The sequence below is a fragment of the Paractinoplanes ferrugineus genome (genome assembly GCF_016862195.1).
In the GTDB taxonomy this organism is placed as follows: Bacteria; Actinomycetota; Actinomycetes; order Mycobacteriales; family Micromonosporaceae; genus Actinoplanes; species Actinoplanes ferrugineus.
Map to the genome: position 1 here is coordinate 51,740 of NZ_BOMM01000039.1, position 18,092 is coordinate 69,831.

An 18,092-nucleotide genomic window follows, 5' to 3' on the forward strand; every position below is an offset into this window, starting at 1 on the left:
CGCACCCGGTGCGCCCGCTGTAGTGAGGACGGCTATTCGGCTACGTCACCGGTGTCCATGTCCAGGTCGAACCGGCCGTACAGGTTGACGTGGGTCCAGAACAGCGGGGTCAGCGCCCGCCGGTCGGCGTCGGTCATCCGCGCCGCCGATTCCGGCTCGGCGAGAATCACCTGCATCAGCGCGGTGTTGACGTGTGAAGGCCTTCGTGGATCTCCCGGCGCAGGTCGTAGGACGAGCCGTATTCGCAGGCGAAGATCGTGCGGATTACCCGGCCGAGTTCTTCGAGGGCGGCGAAGGTGGGGTGTTTCGGGCCGCCGCGGGTGAACCGGCGCAGCACCTGCTCACTCTCCGCCGTGCCCAAACGTCGGGCCGTGGCGTACTTGACCATTGGTTCCGGAAGTGCCGTCCAGTAATTATCGTATTGCTATTACCGGCAATCTGATAATTAGAAAACGGACATAATGCTCGCTGCACCATAATGACTCTTATGGTCGCTCCGGCGGTACCGCAGGCATGGCGGAGCAAGCGCTGGAGGGTAAGTGTTGAGCGCCACCAGGTCGTCAGTGGTTTGCGCCGCTGAATGTCAGTAGGAACGCCACCAAGCGTCAGCGGTTGCGCCATGGAACGTCAGTGACCGGGCGGTCACATGTCGGGCTCGTGCCGTCGGGATATGGAGCGCCGGCGAGGCGGGGCGGGGCTGATTCCCGATAATGTTCCTTACCGTGATACAGAATCCCGACGCGCCGAAAGCGAACGCCGCACACGTTCCGGCCGTCGCTGGCTCTTCGGATGCTGGCGCGGTGAAGTTGTCGGCGAGCACCCGGGACCGGCTGCGCCGGGCGATGCCCGAAAGCACTCGCCGCGCCTACACGGGCGACCTGCGCCGGTTCCTCTCCTGGTGTACCGGCCGGAACCTGCTCGGCGTTGCGGACCGTTCTAACGACGAGCGGCTCGCCGACGCGATGCGGCAGTTGCTCGAGCGGCATGGCGATCTGCACGCGATCGTCACTGAATACGTCAGCGCCCTGGCCGACGCCGACCGCGCGCCGGCCAGCATCGAGCGGGCTCTCGCCGCGATCACTGCCGCGCACCGCGCCGCCGGTGCCGGCGGCTTGCGGACCGAAGGCCCACGGCAGGTGCTGCGCAGCTACCGCCGCGACCGGGCCACCACCGGCACGGGCGTGCGCGTTCGCAAGGCCGCCCCGGTCACCATTGCCGCGCTGCGGGCCATGACCGACGCCCTGGACCGCAACAGCCTGATCGGCATCCGCGACACTGCGCTGCTGGTAATCGGCTTTGCCCTCGGCGCCCGCCGCAGCGAACTGGCCGCCCTTGATATCGCCGACCTGAGCTTCACCGCCGAAGGCGTGCAGGTCGAGATCCGCACCTCCAAGACCGACCGGGACTCCCGCGGACGGACCGCCGCCCTGCCGTACGGCGCGCATTCGGTGACCTGCCCGGTGCGCACCGCCCAAGCCTGGCTGGCCGCGCTCGCCGACTATTACCGTAGCTCAGGCCCACTGTTCGTGCGCATCGACCGGCATGGCGGACTCGGCCGCACACCCACCGGCCGCGGCAGCGCCGACGGCCGGCTCACCGGCCAGGCCGTTGCTCTGATCGTCGCCCGCACCGCCACCGCCGCCGGTCTGGACCCGAAGGCGGCCTGGTCCGGGCACTCGCTACGGCGCGGCTTCGCCACCGAGACCTACCGGACCGGTGCCGACCCGCTGCGCATCGCCCGTGCCGGCGGCTGGAAGGACGGCTCCGCCACGCTGCTCGGCTACATCGACGACGTCGACCGCTGGCAGGCCAACCCTCTCGCAGGGTCGGGCTCTGACGCCTCCGGCAGGTGAAGGCTTCTCGCGTGTAGGGAGAGTTTTCCCAGCTTAACGGCTTGCTGGCATGTGGGAGCCTTTGCTGGTGACCGGAAGTTCAGCTCGCGAATACACCTACGAGGAGTTCAACTCGTTCGTGCGGCGTTTTCATCAGGAGGCGCTGCTCAAGGCCGTCGCGCAGCGGTCTCTACGGGTACCGCTGCGGCTGTCCTCCGACGACCGCAGCACGCTGCTTTTCCAGCAGACGCCGCCCTGGGCGCTGGCCGCCGTTGCGAAAGCGTCCATCCTCCACGGCAACGCGTATCGGTCGGCCCAGCCGCGAGAGCAGCACATCGTGACGGCATGCCAGATGCACGAGAACCTCGTTCCCGAGGAACTCGAACACTCCGAGCTCAATTCACCCTTCGCGATCATGGCGCGGACCCTCTATGAACAGTTCCCCTACCAGGAGCACGGTCTGGCCGAACTCGCGCGACCGGTGGCCTTCTTCGACGACTACGCCGGCGACAGGCACCTGGAGGTGAACCCGAAGGAGGCGATGACGCACCTCGTCGGCGCCCCGACGGTCACGGCGACGGGGATCGTGGTGATGCTGGCCGCCTCGGCGGAACACAACAGCGGCTTTTTCGACCCGGCCTGGCTCGACCAGCCGCAGTTCGCCGAACTGCTCACCGTGCTGCCGCGGGACGAGATCTTGGCCGTCATCCATGCGGTGTTCGCGCAGACCATGGCGGAGTTCCGGCAGGAGAACGCCGTGGCTGAGCAACGGACACCGCTGCCGCACCTGGACCGATACGCTTTCAACCCGCTGACGTCACGACCGTTCGTGCGGCTGTCTGACGGTCGGCTTATCGCGCCGGTCCGCCACCTCATTCCGCGGCGGCTCACCCCGTTGGAGCTCTACTACGTGGGCCTCGCCCGATGGGGGACGTCGTTCACTCGTGAGCTGGGCTATCTGCATGAGGACTACGTCGGACGGCAGTTCGCGACCGTACCGGACGCTCAGGTGTATCCCGAGATCATGTACCGCGAGCGCAAACAGCAGGTAGCGAGCACTGACTGGTTCGTGGTGTTCGACGACTTGGTGCTGCTGATAGAGACCAAGGCGACCCGGTCTCCGCTGGCAGCCCGCGCCGCCGACATCACGGTGCAGGACGCCTACGGCAAAACGCTGGGTGAAGCGTTCAGCCAGCTCGGCCGGACCCTCGACAAGATCCGGGCCAAGGCGCCCGAGTTCGCGGACATCCCGACCGACCGCCCTTTCATCGGCTTGGTCGCAACGCTCGACCCGTGGTATTTCGCCAACAGCCTCGGACGGACGTTCCTGCCCACCCCGGCACTGCCGACCCTGGTAGCGCCGTTGCGCGACATCGAGCATCTCATCAGCATTGGTCAACGCCGATCTGTCTCCGCCATCCTGCAAGAGATCCTGGCGGCCGGCGACGAACGTCAGACGTGGGAGCTCGGTACGGCGTTGCAGAATTACAGCGTTCCTGGTGATCGCAACCCGTTGCTGGAAGAAGCATTCAACCGGCTGCCGATCCGCAATGGCGGTGCGGAGGCTGCTGGAAGAGCCTGACAGTCAGCACTCTGCGGCAGCACATCGCTTCTATGGTTGCCTCCGCCAGCGCACACGCAGTGCCGACCGCGGCGGGTGACCATCAGGCCATCCGCTCAGTGCCGGTCACTAACTCGTCTCGCTCAAACCGCGCGGGCCCTGCGACTGTCGTTCGGCCTGGCCGGACGAGTCGGTGCCCTCCGCAAGATGACCGTTCAGGTGATCATGCCGGTACGGCGTAGTCGCTTGAGCTGATCGAGGCTCAACTCCTGGCGGTGCTTTGCCGCCGGGCTGCTGACCCAGGCCAGGATCTTACGGTCTGGCATGCCGGAGGCTGTGCCGGGTGTGATGTCGTAGCCGTCCTGCTGCACGATCTTCTCGATCATGCGGGCAAGCTCGGTCGGTCCGCCGCCACCGTAGCCGGTGCCGTAACCCGCTCCGTACGCCTCGGGCAGGAAGTGCAATGTGCCGTCCTGGTTGCGTATCCAGATCTGACCGCCGTCAATGATCAGTGAGGCCAGGCGTTCCCCATCCGGGAAGCCTAGCGGCGAGCAGGTGTGGTAGCGCCAGTTCTCGTGGTTGCCGCTGACCGTGCGGAAGTGATTCGCCGCAACCGGCATCCAGGTCACCGGGTCGTGGAAGGTCTGCCAGCAGACACAGCCGTCACCGGCGATAGCGACAGGCGACTGCGGATCGTCGTAGACGCAGGGATGCCACAGGGCGGCCGCGTCCTTGGAGCCGACCAAGGCGACGTGCAGCGCGTCAGGGGCGCAGGGCTCGAGCCGCTGCACCCACTCCTCGGCGTACGGGCTTCCAGCCGTGACGGCCTTTCCGTCGGTGGTTTTGTCGATCGTCAGGATCTTCCCGCCGTTGAGCGCGATCCCTGGCCCGATCCCGGGAGGCTCGCTGTAGAGCACGAAGTGACAGGAACCATTGTTCGGGTCGTAGACGAGTTGCAGGCCGTGAGGTGGTTGGTAGCCCATGGGCGACAAGATGTCCTTCCGCGACGGGGGTGACGGCCCACCCGTGACCATCACGGACGGTATCGATGTGAACACATTACGGAAGTGCCGTGGTGTCGAGCTAGGCCGATCGCTTGGGGCCTGGCGGCATCGGCAACGTCTGCCCCTGACGGTGCGGCTGCTCAGCGTGAGCTCTGGTCGGCGGGCTGGCTTGCACTTGTGTCCTGAGCCTTGGAAGCCGTCGGGCTCCGGACAGGAATCGCCAGTGTGCTCATCCACCGTCTATCGATGCGTACGAGACCTGAGGGAATAGCTTTTGCGCTCCTCCGGCGTGTCGGCAATGATCAGACACCTTGATGGGCGACACTGCGGGACTTGCTGCCGGCATTGGGGAACGGCATGTCGATCGAATATCGGGCGGTATGGACTGACCGGGATCTTCAGGACGGGCTGCGCAACTCGCCCTACTCAGTTCCCTCGCAAGTCAGCGAACAGACAATCCGAACGTTGTTGAGTGAAATTCAGATGGTGACCGCCGAGGCGATCGGCGCTCACCATAGACTCGCCCGAGATGTTCGTGGCGGCTGGCTCAAGCGCAACCGTCGCGTTCAGGAATTGCACGAGAGCAACCGAGTCGAGGGCCTTGGGCCGCAACATTTATCCGCTACCAAGGACATTCTGGAAAGTAAAGATGCCGCCGACATTCAAAACGCACTTAACCGCTATGCCGTAGTCAGGGCGCTGGACACCGACCAGCGCACGCTGGACGTGCTGGGATTGCACGGCGGCAAGCTTTTCGCCGACGACATCCTTCAAGGGTTCCATGACCGACCGATCGTGGAAATCGACATCCGCGACATGCATCGCTTGATCATGGGCAATCACTACTCTGCAGGCCGCTACAAAGTGTGGCTCAATCAAATCTCTGGCGCCGATCACGTTCCGTTGACGCCAGCGGATACACCGGGCGCGATGTCGGCACTGGTCGACTGGCTCGGCGAAACCGTCCGGAATCAGAAGCTACCCGCTGTGGTGATCGCTGCCACGGTGCACGCCTGGCTTGCACACATCCATCCGTTCGACGATGGCAATGGACGGGTGTCGCGTCTGCTCGCCAATATCGTAGTGGGCTCTCAGGCCCTACCGCCGCTGATTGTCCAGAACGCGGCGGACCGCACCGAATACATCAACGCTCTCGCCATCAGCGATCAAGGTGGAGACCTCGCGCCCCTTATCGGCGTCTTCCTGCGTATCCAGAAACGCGCTATCGCGGACATGCGCAACCCGGACTTCGCGCTCAAACTGTTCGAGGACGAGATAGCTGAGCGCTCACTGAGCGTCTACCAAAGGTGGCACCGGACTTTACAGTCCTGGCTTCTAAACCTCGGAGCCGAGCTTCGGCTCCGCGATCTCCACCTCCGTTTACCCGGAGACGTCATCCTCGGGCAAGAAAGCTACCAGCGCATCTCGAACGGCTCCTCCGGGGAAGGTGTCGTTACCGGAGGTATCGGCAACGAAGAGCGATACGAACGTTGCCGCGTATACCTACTCATCGACAAAGTTCAGCACTCCACACGGTACAGCGAAGGCGAGCCTGTCCTGTCGTTCCTCAGGTACGGTCCTTCGCCGTGGTCCAGGCACGTATACCGCCGGTTGATGGGCCGAATCTCGGAGGTAATCGTCCGCCCCGACCCCATCGATGGTGTTTACGTACGTTTCGGCTCAGGGCGCACCGATCACTTCACCCCCGCCGATGCGGCGAGCATCGTCGCCGAGCAACTCGCCGAAGACTTCCGCATGGGAACCGCGAAGGCCGACTACGGACTAGTCAGAAAGCCGCTCAGAAACCGGCGGACGAGTCGCGTACCGCTTGATGACTTCAACTTCGACAACTATCGCTGAAATCCGGACCCGCGGGCCAGCTTGATGGCAAGCAAGTCCTTGAACACCGTCACGCCGGCCAGCCGCGCCACGGCGGTCACGGTGACCTCGTCGAACCCCCGCTCCAGGAACTACCGGGTCGCGGCCTGCGAGATCCGCGCCCGTGTCTGTGGCCCACCTCTCGGATCGGTACGGGACATTCGGCCCTCACTTGCTTGTGTGACTTAACTTAGTCACTTAACATAGTGTAGGTGACCACCACTGCCTCAGCCATGGCCGAGACCATCGCCCGCCCGCCGTTCGATCCCGAACTGGCCACCTTCCTGACCGCGATGCAGCAACGCGGCCCGTTCGAGCTCACCACCGAGATGCTGCCCCGGATGCGGGCCCTGGAGATCAGCGAGGCGCAGCTCGACGAGAACCTGCGAGCCCGCGGACTGCAACGCCGTACCGTCAGCGTTCCCGGCCATCTCGGCGACCCCATCGACCTCGCGGTCATCCAGCGGGCCGGACGCACCGGTGAGCCCGCCGCCTGCTTCTACACCATCCACGGCGGCGGCATGATGTTCGGGCACTACCTGGGCAACCTCGACTCGTACGACGACTGGCTGCTCACCCATGACGTCGTCCTGATCAGCGTCGACTACCGCCTGGCCCCGGAGCATCCCGACCCCTACCCGGTCGAGGACTGCTACGCGGGCCTGGCCTGGACCGCATCGCACGCCGACACCCTGGGCATCGACCCCGAACGCATCGTGCTCGTCGGGCAGAGCGCGGGCGGCGGCCTGGCGGCCGGCACCGCCCTGCTGGCCCGCGACCGCAACGGCCCCGCCATCATGAGCCAGATCCTGGTGTCACCCATGCTTGACGACAGCGACTCCACCATCTCGACACAGCAGATCGACGGGGTCGGCGTGGCCGACCGCGCTCTGACCCGCTTCGCCTGGAACGCCTATCTCGGCGACCGGCGCGGCGGCGGCGACGTGTCCGTCTTCGCCGCACCGGCGCGGGCCGACGACCTGTCCGGCCTGCCCCCGACCTACCTCGACTGCGGCAGCGCCGAAGTCTTCCGCGACGAGACGGTCGCCTATGCCAGCAAGCTCTGGGCCGCCGGCGTCCACGCCGAACTGCACGTCTGGCCCGGCGCCTTCCACGGCTTCACCACGATGATGCCGCACGCCACCCTGTCCCGGACCGCCACCGCAGCCCTGGCCGACTGGACCACCCGCATCCTCACCCCGCGGCCGGCCGCGGGGTGAGGATCCACACCATCGACGGCGTCTGCCAAGTCATCCGTGACCCCGCCGAAGACGGTCGGGAAGCCTCGAGCAGGATGGGCCGAGGAGGTGCGCCATGGCGTTGTCGGTGCAGGACAGGCTCGCGGTGCATGAGCTGATCTCGTTGCACGGTCACCTGATGGACGACGGCGAGTTCGACCGGATGGGCGAGCTGTTCTGCGCCGACGTGATCTACGACGTGTCCGCGTTCGGGTTCGGAGAGCTGCGCGGATACGCGGCGATCAGCGAAGCCGGTCTGGCGCTGGGGGACGCCAACCCGATCGGCCATCACGTCACGAACATCCGCGTCACCGAGGACCCGGACGGCACGGTGCGGGTGCGGTCGAAAGGCATCGGGGTCTCCGTCACCGGCGGGGTGGGCAGCGTGGTCTACGAGGACGTCGTACGCCGGGAGGCGGCGGGCTGGCGCATCGCGTACCGCAAGGTGCTTCCGCGCCGCACGCCGCTGCAGCCGTGACGGAAGGCGGCGAGCTGGGCATGCCGAGCGAGGACGTGGAGACTCTGGCCGCGGGCGCCCTGGACTGGATGATCGGGGCCGGCGCCGCGGCCGGCGAGGCGGCGGACCACTCGCTGTACGGCGGCGGCGCGGGAATCGTGCTCGCCCTGCTGGAGGCTCAGCACCACTTCGGTGCGGACCGGTACGGCGACGCCGCCCGGCGTGGCGCCGCGGTGCTGGCCGCCTCCGTCGAGAAAGGCGGCGAGGACGGCGGCGGGAGTGGCGGCGGGAGTGGGGGCGAGCAGGACTGTTCGCTGTACTTCGGCCTGACCGGTACGGCCGTGGCGCTGCGGGCGGTGCATGCGCGGCTCGGCGATCCGGCCGCCGACCGGGCGGCGACCCGGGCGCTGGACCGGGTGCGGTCGCGTTTCGACGGGTGGCGCTGGGGTCCGATGTTCGAGCTGCTCTTCGGCAACGCCGGCATCGCGCTGGGGGCGTTGCACGCCGGCGACCTCGACCTCGCCGTCCTGGCCGTGCAGCCCTATCTGGCCACGGCGGACCCGACTGACGGCGGAGTGAACTGGGCGGTGCGCCCGAGCCCGGCGCGTTCGCATCACCTGGCGCACGGCACGCTGGGCATCGTGTACGCCCTGGCCGCCGTGGGCGTCGCGGCGGGCCGCGACGACCTGATCGCCCTGGCCCGGCAGGGAGCCGCCGACGTGGTGTCGCGCGACGAGGCCGGGCCGGCCGGTTTCCTCGTCCCGCACTCCGACCCGCCGCACCGGCCCGACCTGATCGAGCGGTACAGCTACGGCTGGTGCAACGGCCCGGCCGGTGACGCGCAGGTCTTCCGGCTGCTCGGGGCGCTCACCGGGGATCCCGCCTGGAGCGTCCTGGCCGACCGGTGCTGGCACACGGTCACCGGCAGTGGCCTGCCGCGTCGGGTCCGGCCGGGTTTCTGGGACAACAACGGCCGGTGCTGCGGGACCGCGGGGGTCCTGGCGCTGGCCTGCGACCGGCACGTCGAACAGGGGGAGCCGCTCGGCTTCGCCCGGGTACTGGTCGACGATCTGAGCAGCCGGGCAAGCGTCGACGCCGCCGGGGTGCGCTGGTCGAATCACGAGCATCGGGCCACCCCGAGCACGCTGGAGCCGCACGCCGGGTGGGCGATGGGCAACGCCGGCATCGTCCGGGAACTGTTGCGGTTCGCCCGGATCACGTCCGGAGCCGATCCCGCGTACGCCGTGCCGTGGCCCGACCACCCGCAAGCCACGCCCCGCAGCCGGTGATCAGTTTGCGTGCGTTCCAGCACGCCCACGGTCAATTGCCTAACGACATTCGTCCTCGATGGAGGATATCCGTCGATCTGGTGCTGCGGACCGTGCCGAAGGTCGGCTGGTACGAGTACGGCACCGGGTACCGCTCCGGCGACGACGGCCGGATCACCGCCCGGCCGGCCCGACGGCGCCCGTCCTGAGCGTCACCCGGGCCCGTGCGTGCGAGAAGTTCGCCTCGGTCAACTCGACCCGCAGTGCGTGGGCCGCCCGGTGGCTGATCACGTGAACGGCGAGACCCTCACCGAACCGGTGCTGTGGGTCCGGATCGGCTTCCACCACCTGCCCCGCGACGAGGACCAGAGCCCGATGCACGTGCACTGGCAGGGGTTCGACCTGATGCCCCGCGACCTGACCGCCACCAACCCGCTCGCACCGAGCGCCCGCTCGAGCGTCAACGGGCGGCCGTGACGGCACACTTTCGGGCGCCGAATCCCGCGAAACGGCCACCGCAACGCGGGAATCGGGCTTTCATGGGACACGTGCCGATCGAACACACCGGCGTCGACGCGCCGGTTCCCGCGGGGCCGACCGTCGTCGAACTGTCCCGGCGGGCCCGGCTGGCCGTCACCGACGCGCAGCAGCTGATCGAGGCGGCCATCGACGCCGGCTGGGACAACCCGGACGGTTTCGAGGGCGCCGACCCGCATGCCGCCGTGGACGCGGCGCTGTGGCTGTGGACCCGGCAGACGTCGGCGTTGCCCGGCGTCGCCGTGCTCGCCGACGGCGGCGAGGCCGGGTTCGTCCCGGACGACGAGAAGTAGTCCCGCGCCGGCCGTCCCTCAGCCCGCCAGCAGCCGATCGACGGCTCCGGTGGCGGCCGCGGACCCGCCGGCGACGAGGCCGGGCAGTGCATCGGGGTCGGCGAGCAGGGCGTTGAAGGTGACCGGGTCGGTGCGCAACGAGGCGTCGGCTGTCCCCGGCTCGCCCGGCACGACCACCACCCGGCCGTCGTGCGACCGGACCGTGAAGACCCGGTCGTCGAGTTCCAGCCGGTAGGTGCCCGCGGCCCGGGGGCGCCCGGAGCCGCGCAGGTAGAGCAGTACCGACGTGGCGCTCAGGTGCGCTCCGGTCGCGGGCAGCGTGGATCCGAACGCGCCGAGGGCGTCCAGGACCGGCTCGAGCCGGCGGCCGGTGTCGGTCAGCTCGTACCCCGTGGCGGCCGCCGGCGCGGCCGGCCGCCGCCGGACCAGCACGCCGTTGGTCTCCAGTTCCCGCAGCCGGTCGGTGAGCATGTTGGAGCTCGCGCCGGGCAGCGCGCGCCGCAGATCGGCGAAGCGCAGCGGCCCGAGCAGCAGCTCGCGGACGACGAGCAGCGCCCACCGCTCACCCACGACGTCGAGCGCCCGCGCGATCGGACAGGCATCTCCATAGCGGCGGCTGGTCGGCATGCCATGATGCTAGTTGTTTTTAACAACCAAGGAGGAGAGATGTCCCGTCCGGTTGTGCATTTCGAGGTCATCGGCGCGGACCCGGCCGCCCTGCGCGACTACTACGCCGCCCTGTTCGGCTGGAGCTTCGACGTCGGCAACGCCGCCGAGGCCGTGTCCGAGCCCGGCAACTACGGCTTCGTGCAGCCCGGCGCCGGCATCCCCGGCGGGATCGGCGGCGGCCCCGGCTTCGCCGCCCGCACCCTGTTCTACGTCGGGGTGCCCGACGTGGACGAGGCCCTGCGGGAGGCCGAACGGCTTGGCGGCACCCGGCTCTCCGGGCCGCACCAGCACCCGGACACGCCCCTGACGGTCGGCTTCTTCACCGACCCCGAAGGCCATCTCGTCGGGGTCGCGGCGTCACATTGACCCGGGCCGACTCGTCCCGGGTGGCATGCACACCGCTTATCTGACTGTCACCCTCGTCGCCGCCGTCCTGACCGGCAGCGCCGCCGTCACCTACCTGATCGGCCACGAATATCCCCGGGCGCAGGCCGACCTGAAGCGCATCCCTCGTTCCTGGGTGCCGGTGCTGGGCTCGTTGCTGGCGGCCGGCACCGTCGGCCTGCTGGCCGGCTTGGTGGTGCCGGCGCTCGGCATCGCCGCGGCGGCCGGCCTGGTCCTCTATTTCGCCGGTGCGCTGATCGCGCATCTGCGCGTCGGTTCGCGCCGGCTCGCCGGGTGGGCGGTCTTCTTCACCACGGAGGTGATCGCCCTGGCTGTGACGCTGGTATATCGGTCCTGACAAACCGGCCCGAGGCTGTGTACGTTTGTACGTATCTTGCCGTGCCCTCCGGAAGGACCCCCCTCGTGGATCGCTTGACGGCGCGCCGCCGCCTCGCCCTGTTCGGTCTGTTTCTGATCCCGGGGCTGGCACTGTCGTCGTGGGTGACCCGCACCCCCGACATCCGGGACCTGCTCGGCGCGTCCACCGCCGAGATGGGCCTGGTCCTGTTCGGGCTCTCGGCCGGCTCGATGATCGGCATCCTGTTCTCCGGCAAACTGGTCACCCGCTTCGGCACCAAGCCGGTGATCACCGCGGCCAGCCTGACGATCGTCGCCTGCACCCCGGTGGTCGGGCTCGGCGCGGCCCTGTCGCAGAGCCTGCTCGTCGCGGCCGGGCTGTTCCTGCTGGGCCTCGGGTTCGGCTGCGGCGAGGTCGCGATGAACGTCGACGGCGCCGACGTGGAACGCGTCATCGGCCGGCCGGTGCTGCCCATGATGCACGGCTGCTTCAGCCTCGGCACCGTCGTCGGGGCCGTCCTCGGCATGGTGTTCACCCAGGTGCGCTTCCCGGTCGTGGCACACCTGGCCGGCCTGGCCCTGCTCACCCTTCCGCTCGCGGTCGCCGCGATCCGGATGATCCCGGCCGGCACCGGCCGGGAGGAACGCCACGAACAGACCACCAAGGGCCCGGCCGTGTGGCGCGACCGGCGGCTGCTGCTGATCGGTGTGATCGTGCTCGGCATGGCCCTGGCCGAGGGCGCCGCCAACGACTGGCTGCCGCTGATCATGGTGGACGGTCACGGACTCGACCCGGCGTTGGGCTCCGGCGTCTACGTGGTGTTCGTGGCGGCCATGACGATCGGCCGGTTCACCGGCACGTACTTCCTCAACCGGCTCGGCCGGGCCGTGGTCCTCGGGGCCAGCGCGGTCATCGGCGGCCTCGGCCTGGCCGTCGTGATCGCGGTCGACAACCAGATCGCGGCGGCCGCGGCCGTACTGCTGTGGGGCCTCGGATCCGCTCTCGGTTTCCCGGTCGCGTTGTCCGCCGCCGGGGACTCCGGTCCGAACCCGACCGCCCGGGTGTCCCTGGTGGCCACGGTCGGCTACCTCGCGTTCCTGGTCGGCCCGCCCGCGCTGGGCTTCCTCGGTGAACACGTCGGGCTGCGCGGCGCCATGCTGGTGGTCCTCGCGTTCCTGGCGATCGCGGCGCTCGCGACCCCGGCCCTGGGCGGCAAGCAGATTCTCGGCGCCCGCACGGAGGAAGTTAGGATCTGAGCCCATGCGGCTCTCGGTGGGATGCGCGATGTGGTCGCACAAGGCCTGGACGGCCCGGATGGTCCCGGCCAAGGGCAAACCGCTTCCGGCGTACGCGCGGTGGTGCGACGCCGTGGAAGGCAACACCACGTTCTACGCCACCCCGGCACCGGAAACGGTCGAGTCCTGGGCCGCGCAGACACCGCCGGAGTTCCGGTTCGTGCTGAAGTTCCCCAAGGCCGTCACCCACGAGCACCGGCTGACCGGGACGGCGCCGCTGATCAGCCAGTTCATGCGGGTCATGGCCCCGCTCGGGCCGCGTCTGCACGCCTACTGGATCCAACTGCCGGGCTCGTTCGGCCCCGGCGAACTGCCCGCCCTGGCCCGGCTGCTCGACGAACTGCCACCGCAGCACCGCTACGCGGTCGAGGTGCGTCACCCCGGCTTCTTCGCTGAACCGGGCCCCCTCGAAGAGGTCCTGGCCGGGCGGGCCGAGTGGGTGCCGTTCGACACCACGGCGTTCTTCGCGACCCCACCGACCAGCGACGCCGAACGCGACGCGTGGGCCCGCAAACCCCGCATGCCGCACCGCACCACCGCACTGACGGCGCACCCGATCGTGCGATACCTGGGCCGCGACGCCACCGCCGAGACCATCGCCGGCTGGCAGCCGTGGGTGCACACGGCCGCCCGATGGCTGCGCGAGGGGCGGTCCCCGACCGTCTTCCTGCACACCCCCGACAACGCCGACGCGCCCGCCCTGGCCCGCATCTTCCACAGCGAGGTACGGGCGCTGGTGCCGCAACTCGAGCCGCTGCCCGACCCCGAACCGATCGAGCAGCCCCTGACCCTGTTCTGATCGCCGACCCTGGAAAGGGGGTCAGGCGCGCGGGACGGTCAGCGGGTCACCCGGACGGTGGTCTGCGCGGTGGCGCCGGTTTCGTAGCGGGTGCGTACCGTCAAGGTGTGTTTGCCCTTGCCGGTCGCGACGGCGCGGCTGCGGGTCGCGGCGCTGACGGTGCTCCACTTGCCGGTGTCGAGGCGCAGGTCGTAGCCGGTGACGGCGGGGTCGCCGGGCCTGGCCGCGGGGGCCGCCCAGCGCAGCGTGACGGTGGCCGGGATCCTGGCGTTGGCGGCCGGGGCGGTGATCTTCGCGGCGGTGGCCGACCAGGTGCGGGTGACCTCGACGGTGCCGGTGGTGGGGCTGGACGGGCCGCGGGAGTCGACCGAGCGGACGGCGACCTGGTGGGTGCCGCGGGCCAGGGTGAGCACGAGTCTGGTGGTGCCGGCCGCGACGGTACGGGTGGCGCCGTCGACGGTGACGGTGTAGCCGGTGGCGCCGCTGGTGGGCAGCCAGCGCAGGACGGTGGTCGTGCCGGCCCCGGACGGGAAGGTGACCTTCGGGCCGGCGACGGTGCTGCCGGTGGTGAACGTGGCCGAACTGGTGGCGCTGACCGTGCCCGGCAGGCCGACGGTGGCGATGGTGACGGTGTGGGTGCCGGCCGGCAGGCTGGTGCCCAGGCCGGTGGTGGCCGGGCCCCGCACCGTCTGGACGCCGTCGACCTGCAGCAGGTAGCCGGCGATCGCGTCGGTGCCGGCCGCCGGGGTGCTCCAGCTGATCGTCGAGTTCGCGGTGGACAGGGCCGGGGCCGGGAGGGTGGCGGTGCTGGACCGGCGCAGGTGCAGGACGGCGGCGCCGGTGGTGACCGAGTCGACGACGACGTCGTAACCGGTGCCGGGCAGGGCGGCGGCCCGGCCGGGGGTGACCGCGACGCTGTCCGGGTCGGGGTCGCCGGTGTAACGCAGGACGGTCAGCAGGGTGGACAGCAGCGAGCCGTGGTGGACCTGGCGCACCTGCACGCCCGGTGACGGGTCGCCGGCCTCGCCCGCGCCGGCCGTGTCCGGGCGGTATTCGACGTAGTAGGTGTCGGTGTCACCGGCGACTTTCAGGGCGCGGACCCCGGCCCGGTCGAGGCGGGGTGCGATGGTGACCCGCTCACCGGCGGCGGGGGTGACGGAGTCGAGCAGGCCGAGCTGGTCGGCTTTGGCGGTGTTCAGGCCGTTGCCGTCGGCGTAGCGGGCGTAGCCCATCACGTCGTAGTCGCCGTACTCGACGTTCTCGCAGTCACGGCCGGTGAACGACAGGGTGCAGGTCTGGTCGCCGGCGTGGTCGAGGCCGAGGTTGTGGCCGAACTCGTGCTCGAACGCGTCGGGGTAGGTGTAGCCGTTGAGCCAGATGACGTTGCCGGGCAGGTAGCCCAGCCCGGTCCAGCCGCAGCTGGTGGCGGCGTTCTTGGCCAGGTAGACGACCAGGTGGTCGTGGCCGGTGAAGTCGTTCTCGGTGCGCCCGAGCGCGGCCAGGGCGGCGTCCTTCCACCGGTCGGGGTCGCAGGCGCCGCCCGGGATGGCGGCGCCGGTGACCCAGCCGGCGACGGTGATGCCGCTGTCGTCGACGGTGAGCGCCCCGGAGGTCTGCGCCGACCAGAAGTCGCCGAGCCGGCGGGCCTCGGCGCTCAGCCCGGCGGCGGTGGTGCCGTCGGTGGTGGCGGCGTTGGTGACCGGCACGATCGTCAGGGTGTGGTTGCCGGCGATGTCGCCGCTCAGCGCCGCCGTCGCCCGGGTGGCGGTGACCGTGGCCCGGCCGGCCCGGACGGCGCGGGCGACCGCGGCGGGACTGCCGGTGGCGCCGCGTACGGTGGCGGTGACCGACTGGCCCGGGGTGAGCCGGTCGGTGACCCGCTCGGGCACGGGCACGGTGCGGCCACCCATCAGCAGCACCGGCTGGTGGCCGGCGTCGGCCAGCACCGTGTACGTCGCGGGCACCTGCGTCACCGGGTCCGCATGGGCGGGCGTGGTGGTGCTCAGTCCGGCGAGCAGTGCCGTGGCCGCGGCGGCGGCAGTACGAGCGATCATGGTCGGTACCTCCCGACCGCCAGAGATCGGCCCGTACCGGGGCGGCATGAGTGTTCGCCCGGTTGCCGGGCGGTATCGTCGAGGGCCGTGACGGACGATCAGCGGTGGATGCGGCGCGCGGTCGAGCTGGCCCGCCGGTCACCGCGTACCGAATCGGCTTTCGCGGTGGGGGCGGTGATCGCCGGCCCGGACGACCGGATGGTCGCCGAAGGGTGGTCGCGTGACACCGACCCGCTCGTGCACGCCGAGGAGTCGGCCCTGGCCCGGGCGGCCGGTGACCTGGGCGCGGCGACGCTCTACAGCACCCTGGAGCCGTGTTCGAAGCGGGCGCACCGCCCGGACGCCACCTGCACCGCGCTGATCCTGGCCGCCGGGATCCGCCGGGTGGTGATCGCGTGGCGGGAGCCGGACGTGTTCGTGACCTGCGAGGGTGTCGCTCTGCTGATCGCGGCCGGGGTGCGGGTCGTGGAGCTGCCGGAGTTCGCGGCGGCCGCCCGGGCGGTCAACGCGCACCTGAAGGGTGTCTGATTTCCGACCGCAAGTCCGGTTGTGGGAGACTCCCCGCCGTGGGTGAAACCGAGGGTCTGTTGCGTGCCCGCGACCTCGTGCCCGCTGCGGGCGGCGACTGGCGCGGGCTGCTGTTCGACAACCAGGCGGTGGGTCTGCCGGCGGCGTTGACCTGGTCGTTCCGGGTGCCGTTCGAGCCGGTCGGCGGGCTTGCGGCGGGGCTGACCGTGGAGTGGCTGCCGATCGCGGCGAAGGGCTGGCGGGAGCTCGCCGGGTCGTCCGCGGCGAGCCTGTCGTTCGCCGAGCCGGCCGAGGCCAGCGTCCACCACGCCGGGCACTACCGGTACGACCGGGTCGAGCTGCGGGTCGCCGAGCAGGACGGCGCCCGGGTCAGGGTCGTGGTGACGGTGGCCGGGGACATCGACCGGCTGGGCCCGCCGGAGTTCACGGTCGAGGCGTGGCTGACGTTCGCCGGCATCGACGTGCAGCTCGGCGGCGGCTCACCGGCGCGGCTGGCCGAGTTCACCGACACCGACGGCCTGGTCGAGGTGCCCGACCCGCGGGGGATCGCTGTCCGGTTCGCTCCGGCATAGACGATCATCAGAGCGTTTGTCCTAGAGTCACGGGATGACTTCCGACGTCGTCGTCCTGCCGGGCCGCCGGGCCGGCACGTGGTCGCCTCTGCCGCTCTACACCAGCCGGGTCGCCGAGGAACGCGGCGCCACCGTGCACCGGCACGAGTGGGGCGGCCACGCCCCGGAGCCGGCCGGCGTGGAGTACGTACGCGGTGAAGTGACGCCGTTGCTCGACGAGCTCGGTGGCCGGCCCCTGCTGATCGGCAAGTCGCTCGGCACGAACGCGGCGGCGCTGGCGGCGGAACGCGACCTGCCGGCGATCTGGCTTACCCCGTTGCTGCATCTGCGCCCGGTGGTGGCCGCCCTGGACCGGGCGACGGCGCCGTTCCTGCTGATCGGGGGCACCGCCGACGGTTCCTGGGACGCGGCGGTGGCGCGCCGGTTGACGCCGCACGTGTTCGAGGTGGTCGGCGCCGACCACGCCCTGTCCGTGCCCGGCCCGGTGGCCGCGTCGATCGCCGTGCTGGTGCGGGTGGTGCAGGCGGTCGGGGAGTTCTTCGACGAGATCGACTGGCCGCGGTTCTGATCGACTCGCCGAGGTTCTAGAGCAGCCGGTCCCAGTCGAGGTCGTGCCAGCGTACGACCGGCGCGCCGGCGCGGTCCGGGCCTCCGTCCGGCGGCCACACCCCGGTCACGGCCAGTCCGGTGATCACGGCGAGCCGGTCGGGGCCGGGTTCGGTGCCGGTCAGGGCCGCGGTGACCCCGGCCGGGGTCAGCACCGTGGCCGGGTCCAGGCGGGTCACCGGCCGATCGGCGCGGGCGGCGGCCACGTCGGTGGCGTCGTCGAAGTCGCGGCGGGCGGCCAGGTCGACCGGCGAGGCCAGCATCCGGGCCAGGGCGCGGGTCAGGTGCCGGTCGCGGGGCAGCAGACCGGCCAGGCCCGGGGCGGCCGGGTGGCCGTCGGCGTCGTCGAAGGTGACCGCCCACTCCAGGCCGCTGGTGCGGGTGCGGGCCGGGGAGATGGTGGCGGCCCAGACGGCGGCGCGGAAGATGCCACCGGCGAGCCGGCCCCGGGGGTCGTCGACGAGTCGTTCCAGGGCGTGCGCGGCGATCAGGGCCAGGTCGCGGTCGACCTCGACACTGCCGGCGCCCCGTTCGACGCGGTACTCGAGTTTCCCGTCGTCGGCGACGACCAGCAGGAACGCGTCGGTGATCCCGCCGGTGCGGATCTCGCCGTACAGGCAGGCGCGGGGTGCGGCCGGGTCGTCGCCGAGGATGTCGCAGACCTTGTCGTCGCGCAGCCACCGGTGGTGGTCGTCGAACACGACACTGGTGCGCGGCTGCGGCGGGCGGTAGGCGGCGTATTCACGGAAGCGCATGGGC

General features: G+C 70.2%; 21 protein-coding genes. 15 read left to right on the top strand and 6 right to left on the bottom strand.

Going from position 1 to position 18,092, the window contains the following annotated elements; translation table 11 throughout:
- Positions 1 to 32: 32 nt before the first annotated feature.
- Together Afe05nite_RS44610 and Afe05nite_RS44615 are read right to left on the bottom strand one after the other, a co-directional pair.
- Positions 33 to 176 carry a Tn3 family transposase gene (locus tag Afe05nite_RS44610; protein WP_203818961.1) on the bottom strand — a complete coding sequence of 48 codons (144 nt, stop codon included), beginning with the start codon at positions 174 to 176 and terminating at the stop codon, positions 33 to 35.
- Complete coding sequence (locus Afe05nite_RS44615; protein WP_203818962.1) at positions 176 to 388, bottom strand: Tn3 family transposase; 213 nt, start codon at positions 386 to 388, stop codon at positions 176 to 178. The genes Afe05nite_RS44610 and Afe05nite_RS44615 overlap by 1 nt, the downstream gene beginning before the upstream one ends.
- 322 nt (positions 389 to 710) lie before the next feature.
- On the opposite strand from Afe05nite_RS44615, the gene Afe05nite_RS21550 reads away from it, so the two are divergent.
- Both Afe05nite_RS21550 and Afe05nite_RS21555 read left to right on the top strand, forming a co-directional pair.
- Positions 711 to 1,853, top strand: a complete 1,143-nt coding sequence (locus tag Afe05nite_RS21550) for a site-specific integrase (RefSeq protein WP_203818963.1) — start codon at positions 711 to 713, stop codon at positions 1,851 to 1,853.
- Between the two features lie 67 nt (positions 1,854 to 1,920).
- Positions 1,921 to 3,414: a hypothetical protein gene (locus Afe05nite_RS21555; protein WP_203818964.1), complete on the top strand. Its 1,494-nt coding sequence runs from the start codon at positions 1,921 to 1,923 to the stop codon at positions 3,412 to 3,414.
- A 194-nt stretch (positions 3,415 to 3,608) separates the two neighbouring features.
- Here Afe05nite_RS21555 and Afe05nite_RS21560 read toward each other — a convergent pair whose 3' ends face one another.
- Complete coding sequence (locus Afe05nite_RS21560) at positions 3,609 to 4,310, bottom strand: hypothetical protein (protein ID WP_239118054.1); 702 nt, start codon at positions 4,308 to 4,310, stop codon at positions 3,609 to 3,611.
- Positions 4,311 to 4,730: 420 nt separating this feature from the next.
- On the opposite strand from Afe05nite_RS21560, the gene Afe05nite_RS21565 reads away from it, so the two are divergent.
- The 6 genes from Afe05nite_RS21565 to Afe05nite_RS21590 all read left to right on the top strand — a co-directional run bounded on the left by Afe05nite_RS21565 (position 4,731) and on the right by Afe05nite_RS21590 (position 10,068).
- Entirely contained in the window at positions 4,731 to 6,257 is a 1,527-nt protein-coding gene (locus Afe05nite_RS21565) for a Fic family protein (RefSeq protein ID WP_203818965.1), read from the top strand.
- Between the two features lie 230 nt (positions 6,258 to 6,487).
- Positions 6,488 to 7,495 (top strand): alpha/beta hydrolase, encoded by a 1,008-nt coding sequence (locus tag Afe05nite_RS21570; RefSeq protein WP_239118056.1) that lies wholly within the window; start codon positions 6,488 to 6,490, stop codon positions 7,493 to 7,495.
- A gap of 94 nt (positions 7,496 to 7,589) precedes the next feature.
- A complete protein-coding gene (locus tag Afe05nite_RS21575; RefSeq protein WP_203818966.1) occupies positions 7,590 to 7,991 on the top strand; it encodes a nuclear transport factor 2 family protein in 402 nt (133 codons plus the stop codon).
- Positions 7,988 to 9,259, top strand: coding sequence for a lanthionine synthetase LanC family protein (locus tag Afe05nite_RS21580; RefSeq protein WP_203818967.1), 1,272 nt, complete (start codon positions 7,988 to 7,990; stop codon positions 9,257 to 9,259). Before Afe05nite_RS21575 ends, Afe05nite_RS21580 begins: the two co-directional genes overlap by 4 nt.
- A 258-nt stretch (positions 9,260 to 9,517) precedes the next feature.
- Positions 9,518 to 9,715 carry a copper amine oxidase gene (locus Afe05nite_RS43910; protein WP_239118057.1) on the top strand — a complete coding sequence of 66 codons (198 nt, stop codon included), beginning with the start codon at positions 9,518 to 9,520 and terminating at the stop codon, positions 9,713 to 9,715.
- 71 nt (positions 9,716 to 9,786) lie between these two features.
- Entirely contained in the window at positions 9,787 to 10,068 is a 282-nt protein-coding gene (locus Afe05nite_RS21590) for a hypothetical protein (protein WP_203818968.1), read from the top strand.
- An 18-nt stretch (positions 10,069 to 10,086) separates the two neighbouring features.
- On the opposite strand, the gene Afe05nite_RS21595 is transcribed toward Afe05nite_RS21590, so the two are convergent.
- The gene (locus Afe05nite_RS21595) at positions 10,087 to 10,695 is read right to left on the bottom strand and encodes a winged helix-turn-helix transcriptional regulator (RefSeq protein WP_203818969.1); all 609 of its coding nucleotides are present in this window, start codon (positions 10,693 to 10,695) and stop codon (positions 10,087 to 10,089) included.
- Between the two features lie 39 nt (positions 10,696 to 10,734).
- Here Afe05nite_RS21595 and Afe05nite_RS21600 point away from each other — a divergent pair, with 39 nt between their 5' ends.
- The 4 genes from Afe05nite_RS21600 to Afe05nite_RS21615 are packed head-to-tail and all read left to right on the top strand — an operon-like array spanning position 10,735 to position 13,573.
- On the top strand, positions 10,735 to 11,103 hold the full coding sequence (locus Afe05nite_RS21600) for a VOC family protein (RefSeq protein WP_203818970.1): 369 nt from the start codon (positions 10,735 to 10,737) through the stop codon (positions 11,101 to 11,103).
- Positions 11,104 to 11,128: 25 nt separating this feature from the next.
- Positions 11,129 to 11,479 carry a DoxX family protein gene (locus tag Afe05nite_RS21605; RefSeq protein ID WP_203818971.1) on the top strand — a complete coding sequence of 117 codons (351 nt, stop codon included), beginning with the start codon at positions 11,129 to 11,131 and terminating at the stop codon, positions 11,477 to 11,479.
- A gap of 41 nt (positions 11,480 to 11,520) precedes the next feature.
- Positions 11,521 to 12,735: an MFS transporter gene (locus Afe05nite_RS21610; protein ID WP_369077026.1), complete on the top strand. Its 1,215-nt coding sequence runs from the start codon at positions 11,521 to 11,523 to the stop codon at positions 12,733 to 12,735.
- Between the two features lie 4 nt (positions 12,736 to 12,739).
- Complete coding sequence (locus tag Afe05nite_RS21615; protein WP_203818973.1) at positions 12,740 to 13,573, top strand: DUF72 domain-containing protein; 834 nt, start codon at positions 12,740 to 12,742, stop codon at positions 13,571 to 13,573.
- Positions 13,574 to 13,611: 38 nt separating this feature from the next.
- On the opposite strand, the gene Afe05nite_RS21620 is transcribed toward Afe05nite_RS21615, so the two are convergent.
- Positions 13,612 to 15,627 (bottom strand): hypothetical protein, encoded by a 2,016-nt coding sequence (locus Afe05nite_RS21620; RefSeq protein WP_203818974.1) that lies wholly within the window; start codon positions 15,625 to 15,627, stop codon positions 13,612 to 13,614.
- An 87-nt stretch (positions 15,628 to 15,714) separates the two neighbouring features.
- Between Afe05nite_RS21620 and Afe05nite_RS21625 the strand changes: the two genes are divergently transcribed.
- The 3 genes from Afe05nite_RS21625 to Afe05nite_RS21635 are packed head-to-tail and all read left to right on the top strand — an operon-like array spanning position 15,715 to position 17,295.
- Complete coding sequence (locus tag Afe05nite_RS21625) at positions 15,715 to 16,155, top strand: deaminase (RefSeq protein ID WP_239118059.1); 441 nt, start codon at positions 15,715 to 15,717, stop codon at positions 16,153 to 16,155.
- 38 nt (positions 16,156 to 16,193) lie between these two features.
- On the top strand, positions 16,194 to 16,727 hold the full coding sequence (locus tag Afe05nite_RS21630) for a hypothetical protein (RefSeq protein WP_203818975.1): 534 nt from the start codon (positions 16,194 to 16,196) through the stop codon (positions 16,725 to 16,727).
- A 34-nt stretch (positions 16,728 to 16,761) separates the two neighbouring features.
- Positions 16,762 to 17,295: an alpha/beta fold hydrolase gene (locus tag Afe05nite_RS21635; protein ID WP_203818976.1), complete on the top strand. Its 534-nt coding sequence runs from the start codon at positions 16,762 to 16,764 to the stop codon at positions 17,293 to 17,295.
- A 16-nt stretch (positions 17,296 to 17,311) separates the two neighbouring features.
- Here the strand turns inward: Afe05nite_RS21635 and Afe05nite_RS21640 are convergent, their stop codons facing one another.
- On the bottom strand, positions 17,312 to 18,088 hold the full coding sequence (locus Afe05nite_RS21640; RefSeq protein ID WP_203818977.1) for a hypothetical protein: 777 nt from the start codon (positions 18,086 to 18,088) through the stop codon (positions 17,312 to 17,314).
- Positions 18,089 to 18,092 lie beyond the last annotated feature (4 nt).

What these genes read in the sequence shown, in the direction of transcription:
- Afe05nite_RS21635 (WP_203818976.1), top strand. Translation starts at nt 16,762, where the DNA reads ATGACTTCCGACGTCGTCGTCCTGCCGGGCCGCCGGGCCGGCACGTGG.
- Afe05nite_RS21600 (WP_203818970.1), top strand. Translation starts at nt 10,735, where the DNA reads ATGTCCCGTCCGGTTGTGCATTTCGAGGTCATCGGCGCGGACCCGGCC.
- Afe05nite_RS21640 (WP_203818977.1), bottom strand. Translation starts at nt 18,088, where the DNA reads ATGCGCTTCCGTGAATACGCCGCCTACCGCCCGCCGCAGCCGCGCACC.
- Afe05nite_RS44610 (WP_203818961.1), bottom strand. Translation starts at nt 176, where the DNA reads ATGCAGGTGATTCTCGCCGAGCCGGAATCGGCGGCGCGGATGACCGAC.
- Afe05nite_RS21620 (WP_203818974.1), bottom strand. Translation starts at nt 15,627, where the DNA reads ATGATCGCTCGTACTGCCGCCGCCGCGGCCACGGCACTGCTCGCCGGA.
- Afe05nite_RS21605 (WP_203818971.1), top strand. Translation starts at nt 11,129, where the DNA reads ATGCACACCGCTTATCTGACTGTCACCCTCGTCGCCGCCGTCCTGACC.
- Afe05nite_RS21615 (WP_203818973.1), top strand. Translation starts at nt 12,740, where the DNA reads ATGCGGCTCTCGGTGGGATGCGCGATGTGGTCGCACAAGGCCTGGACG.
- Afe05nite_RS21595 (WP_203818969.1), bottom strand. Translation starts at nt 10,695, where the DNA reads ATGCCGACCAGCCGCCGCTATGGAGATGCCTGTCCGATCGCGCGGGCG.
- Afe05nite_RS21575 (WP_203818966.1), top strand. Translation starts at nt 7,590, where the DNA reads ATGGCGTTGTCGGTGCAGGACAGGCTCGCGGTGCATGAGCTGATCTCG.
- Afe05nite_RS44615 (WP_203818962.1), bottom strand. Translation starts at nt 388, where the DNA reads ATGGTCAAGTACGCCACGGCCCGACGTTTGGGCACGGCGGAGAGTGAG.
- Afe05nite_RS21550 (WP_203818963.1), top strand. Translation starts at nt 711, where the DNA reads ATGTTCCTTACCGTGATACAGAATCCCGACGCGCCGAAAGCGAACGCC.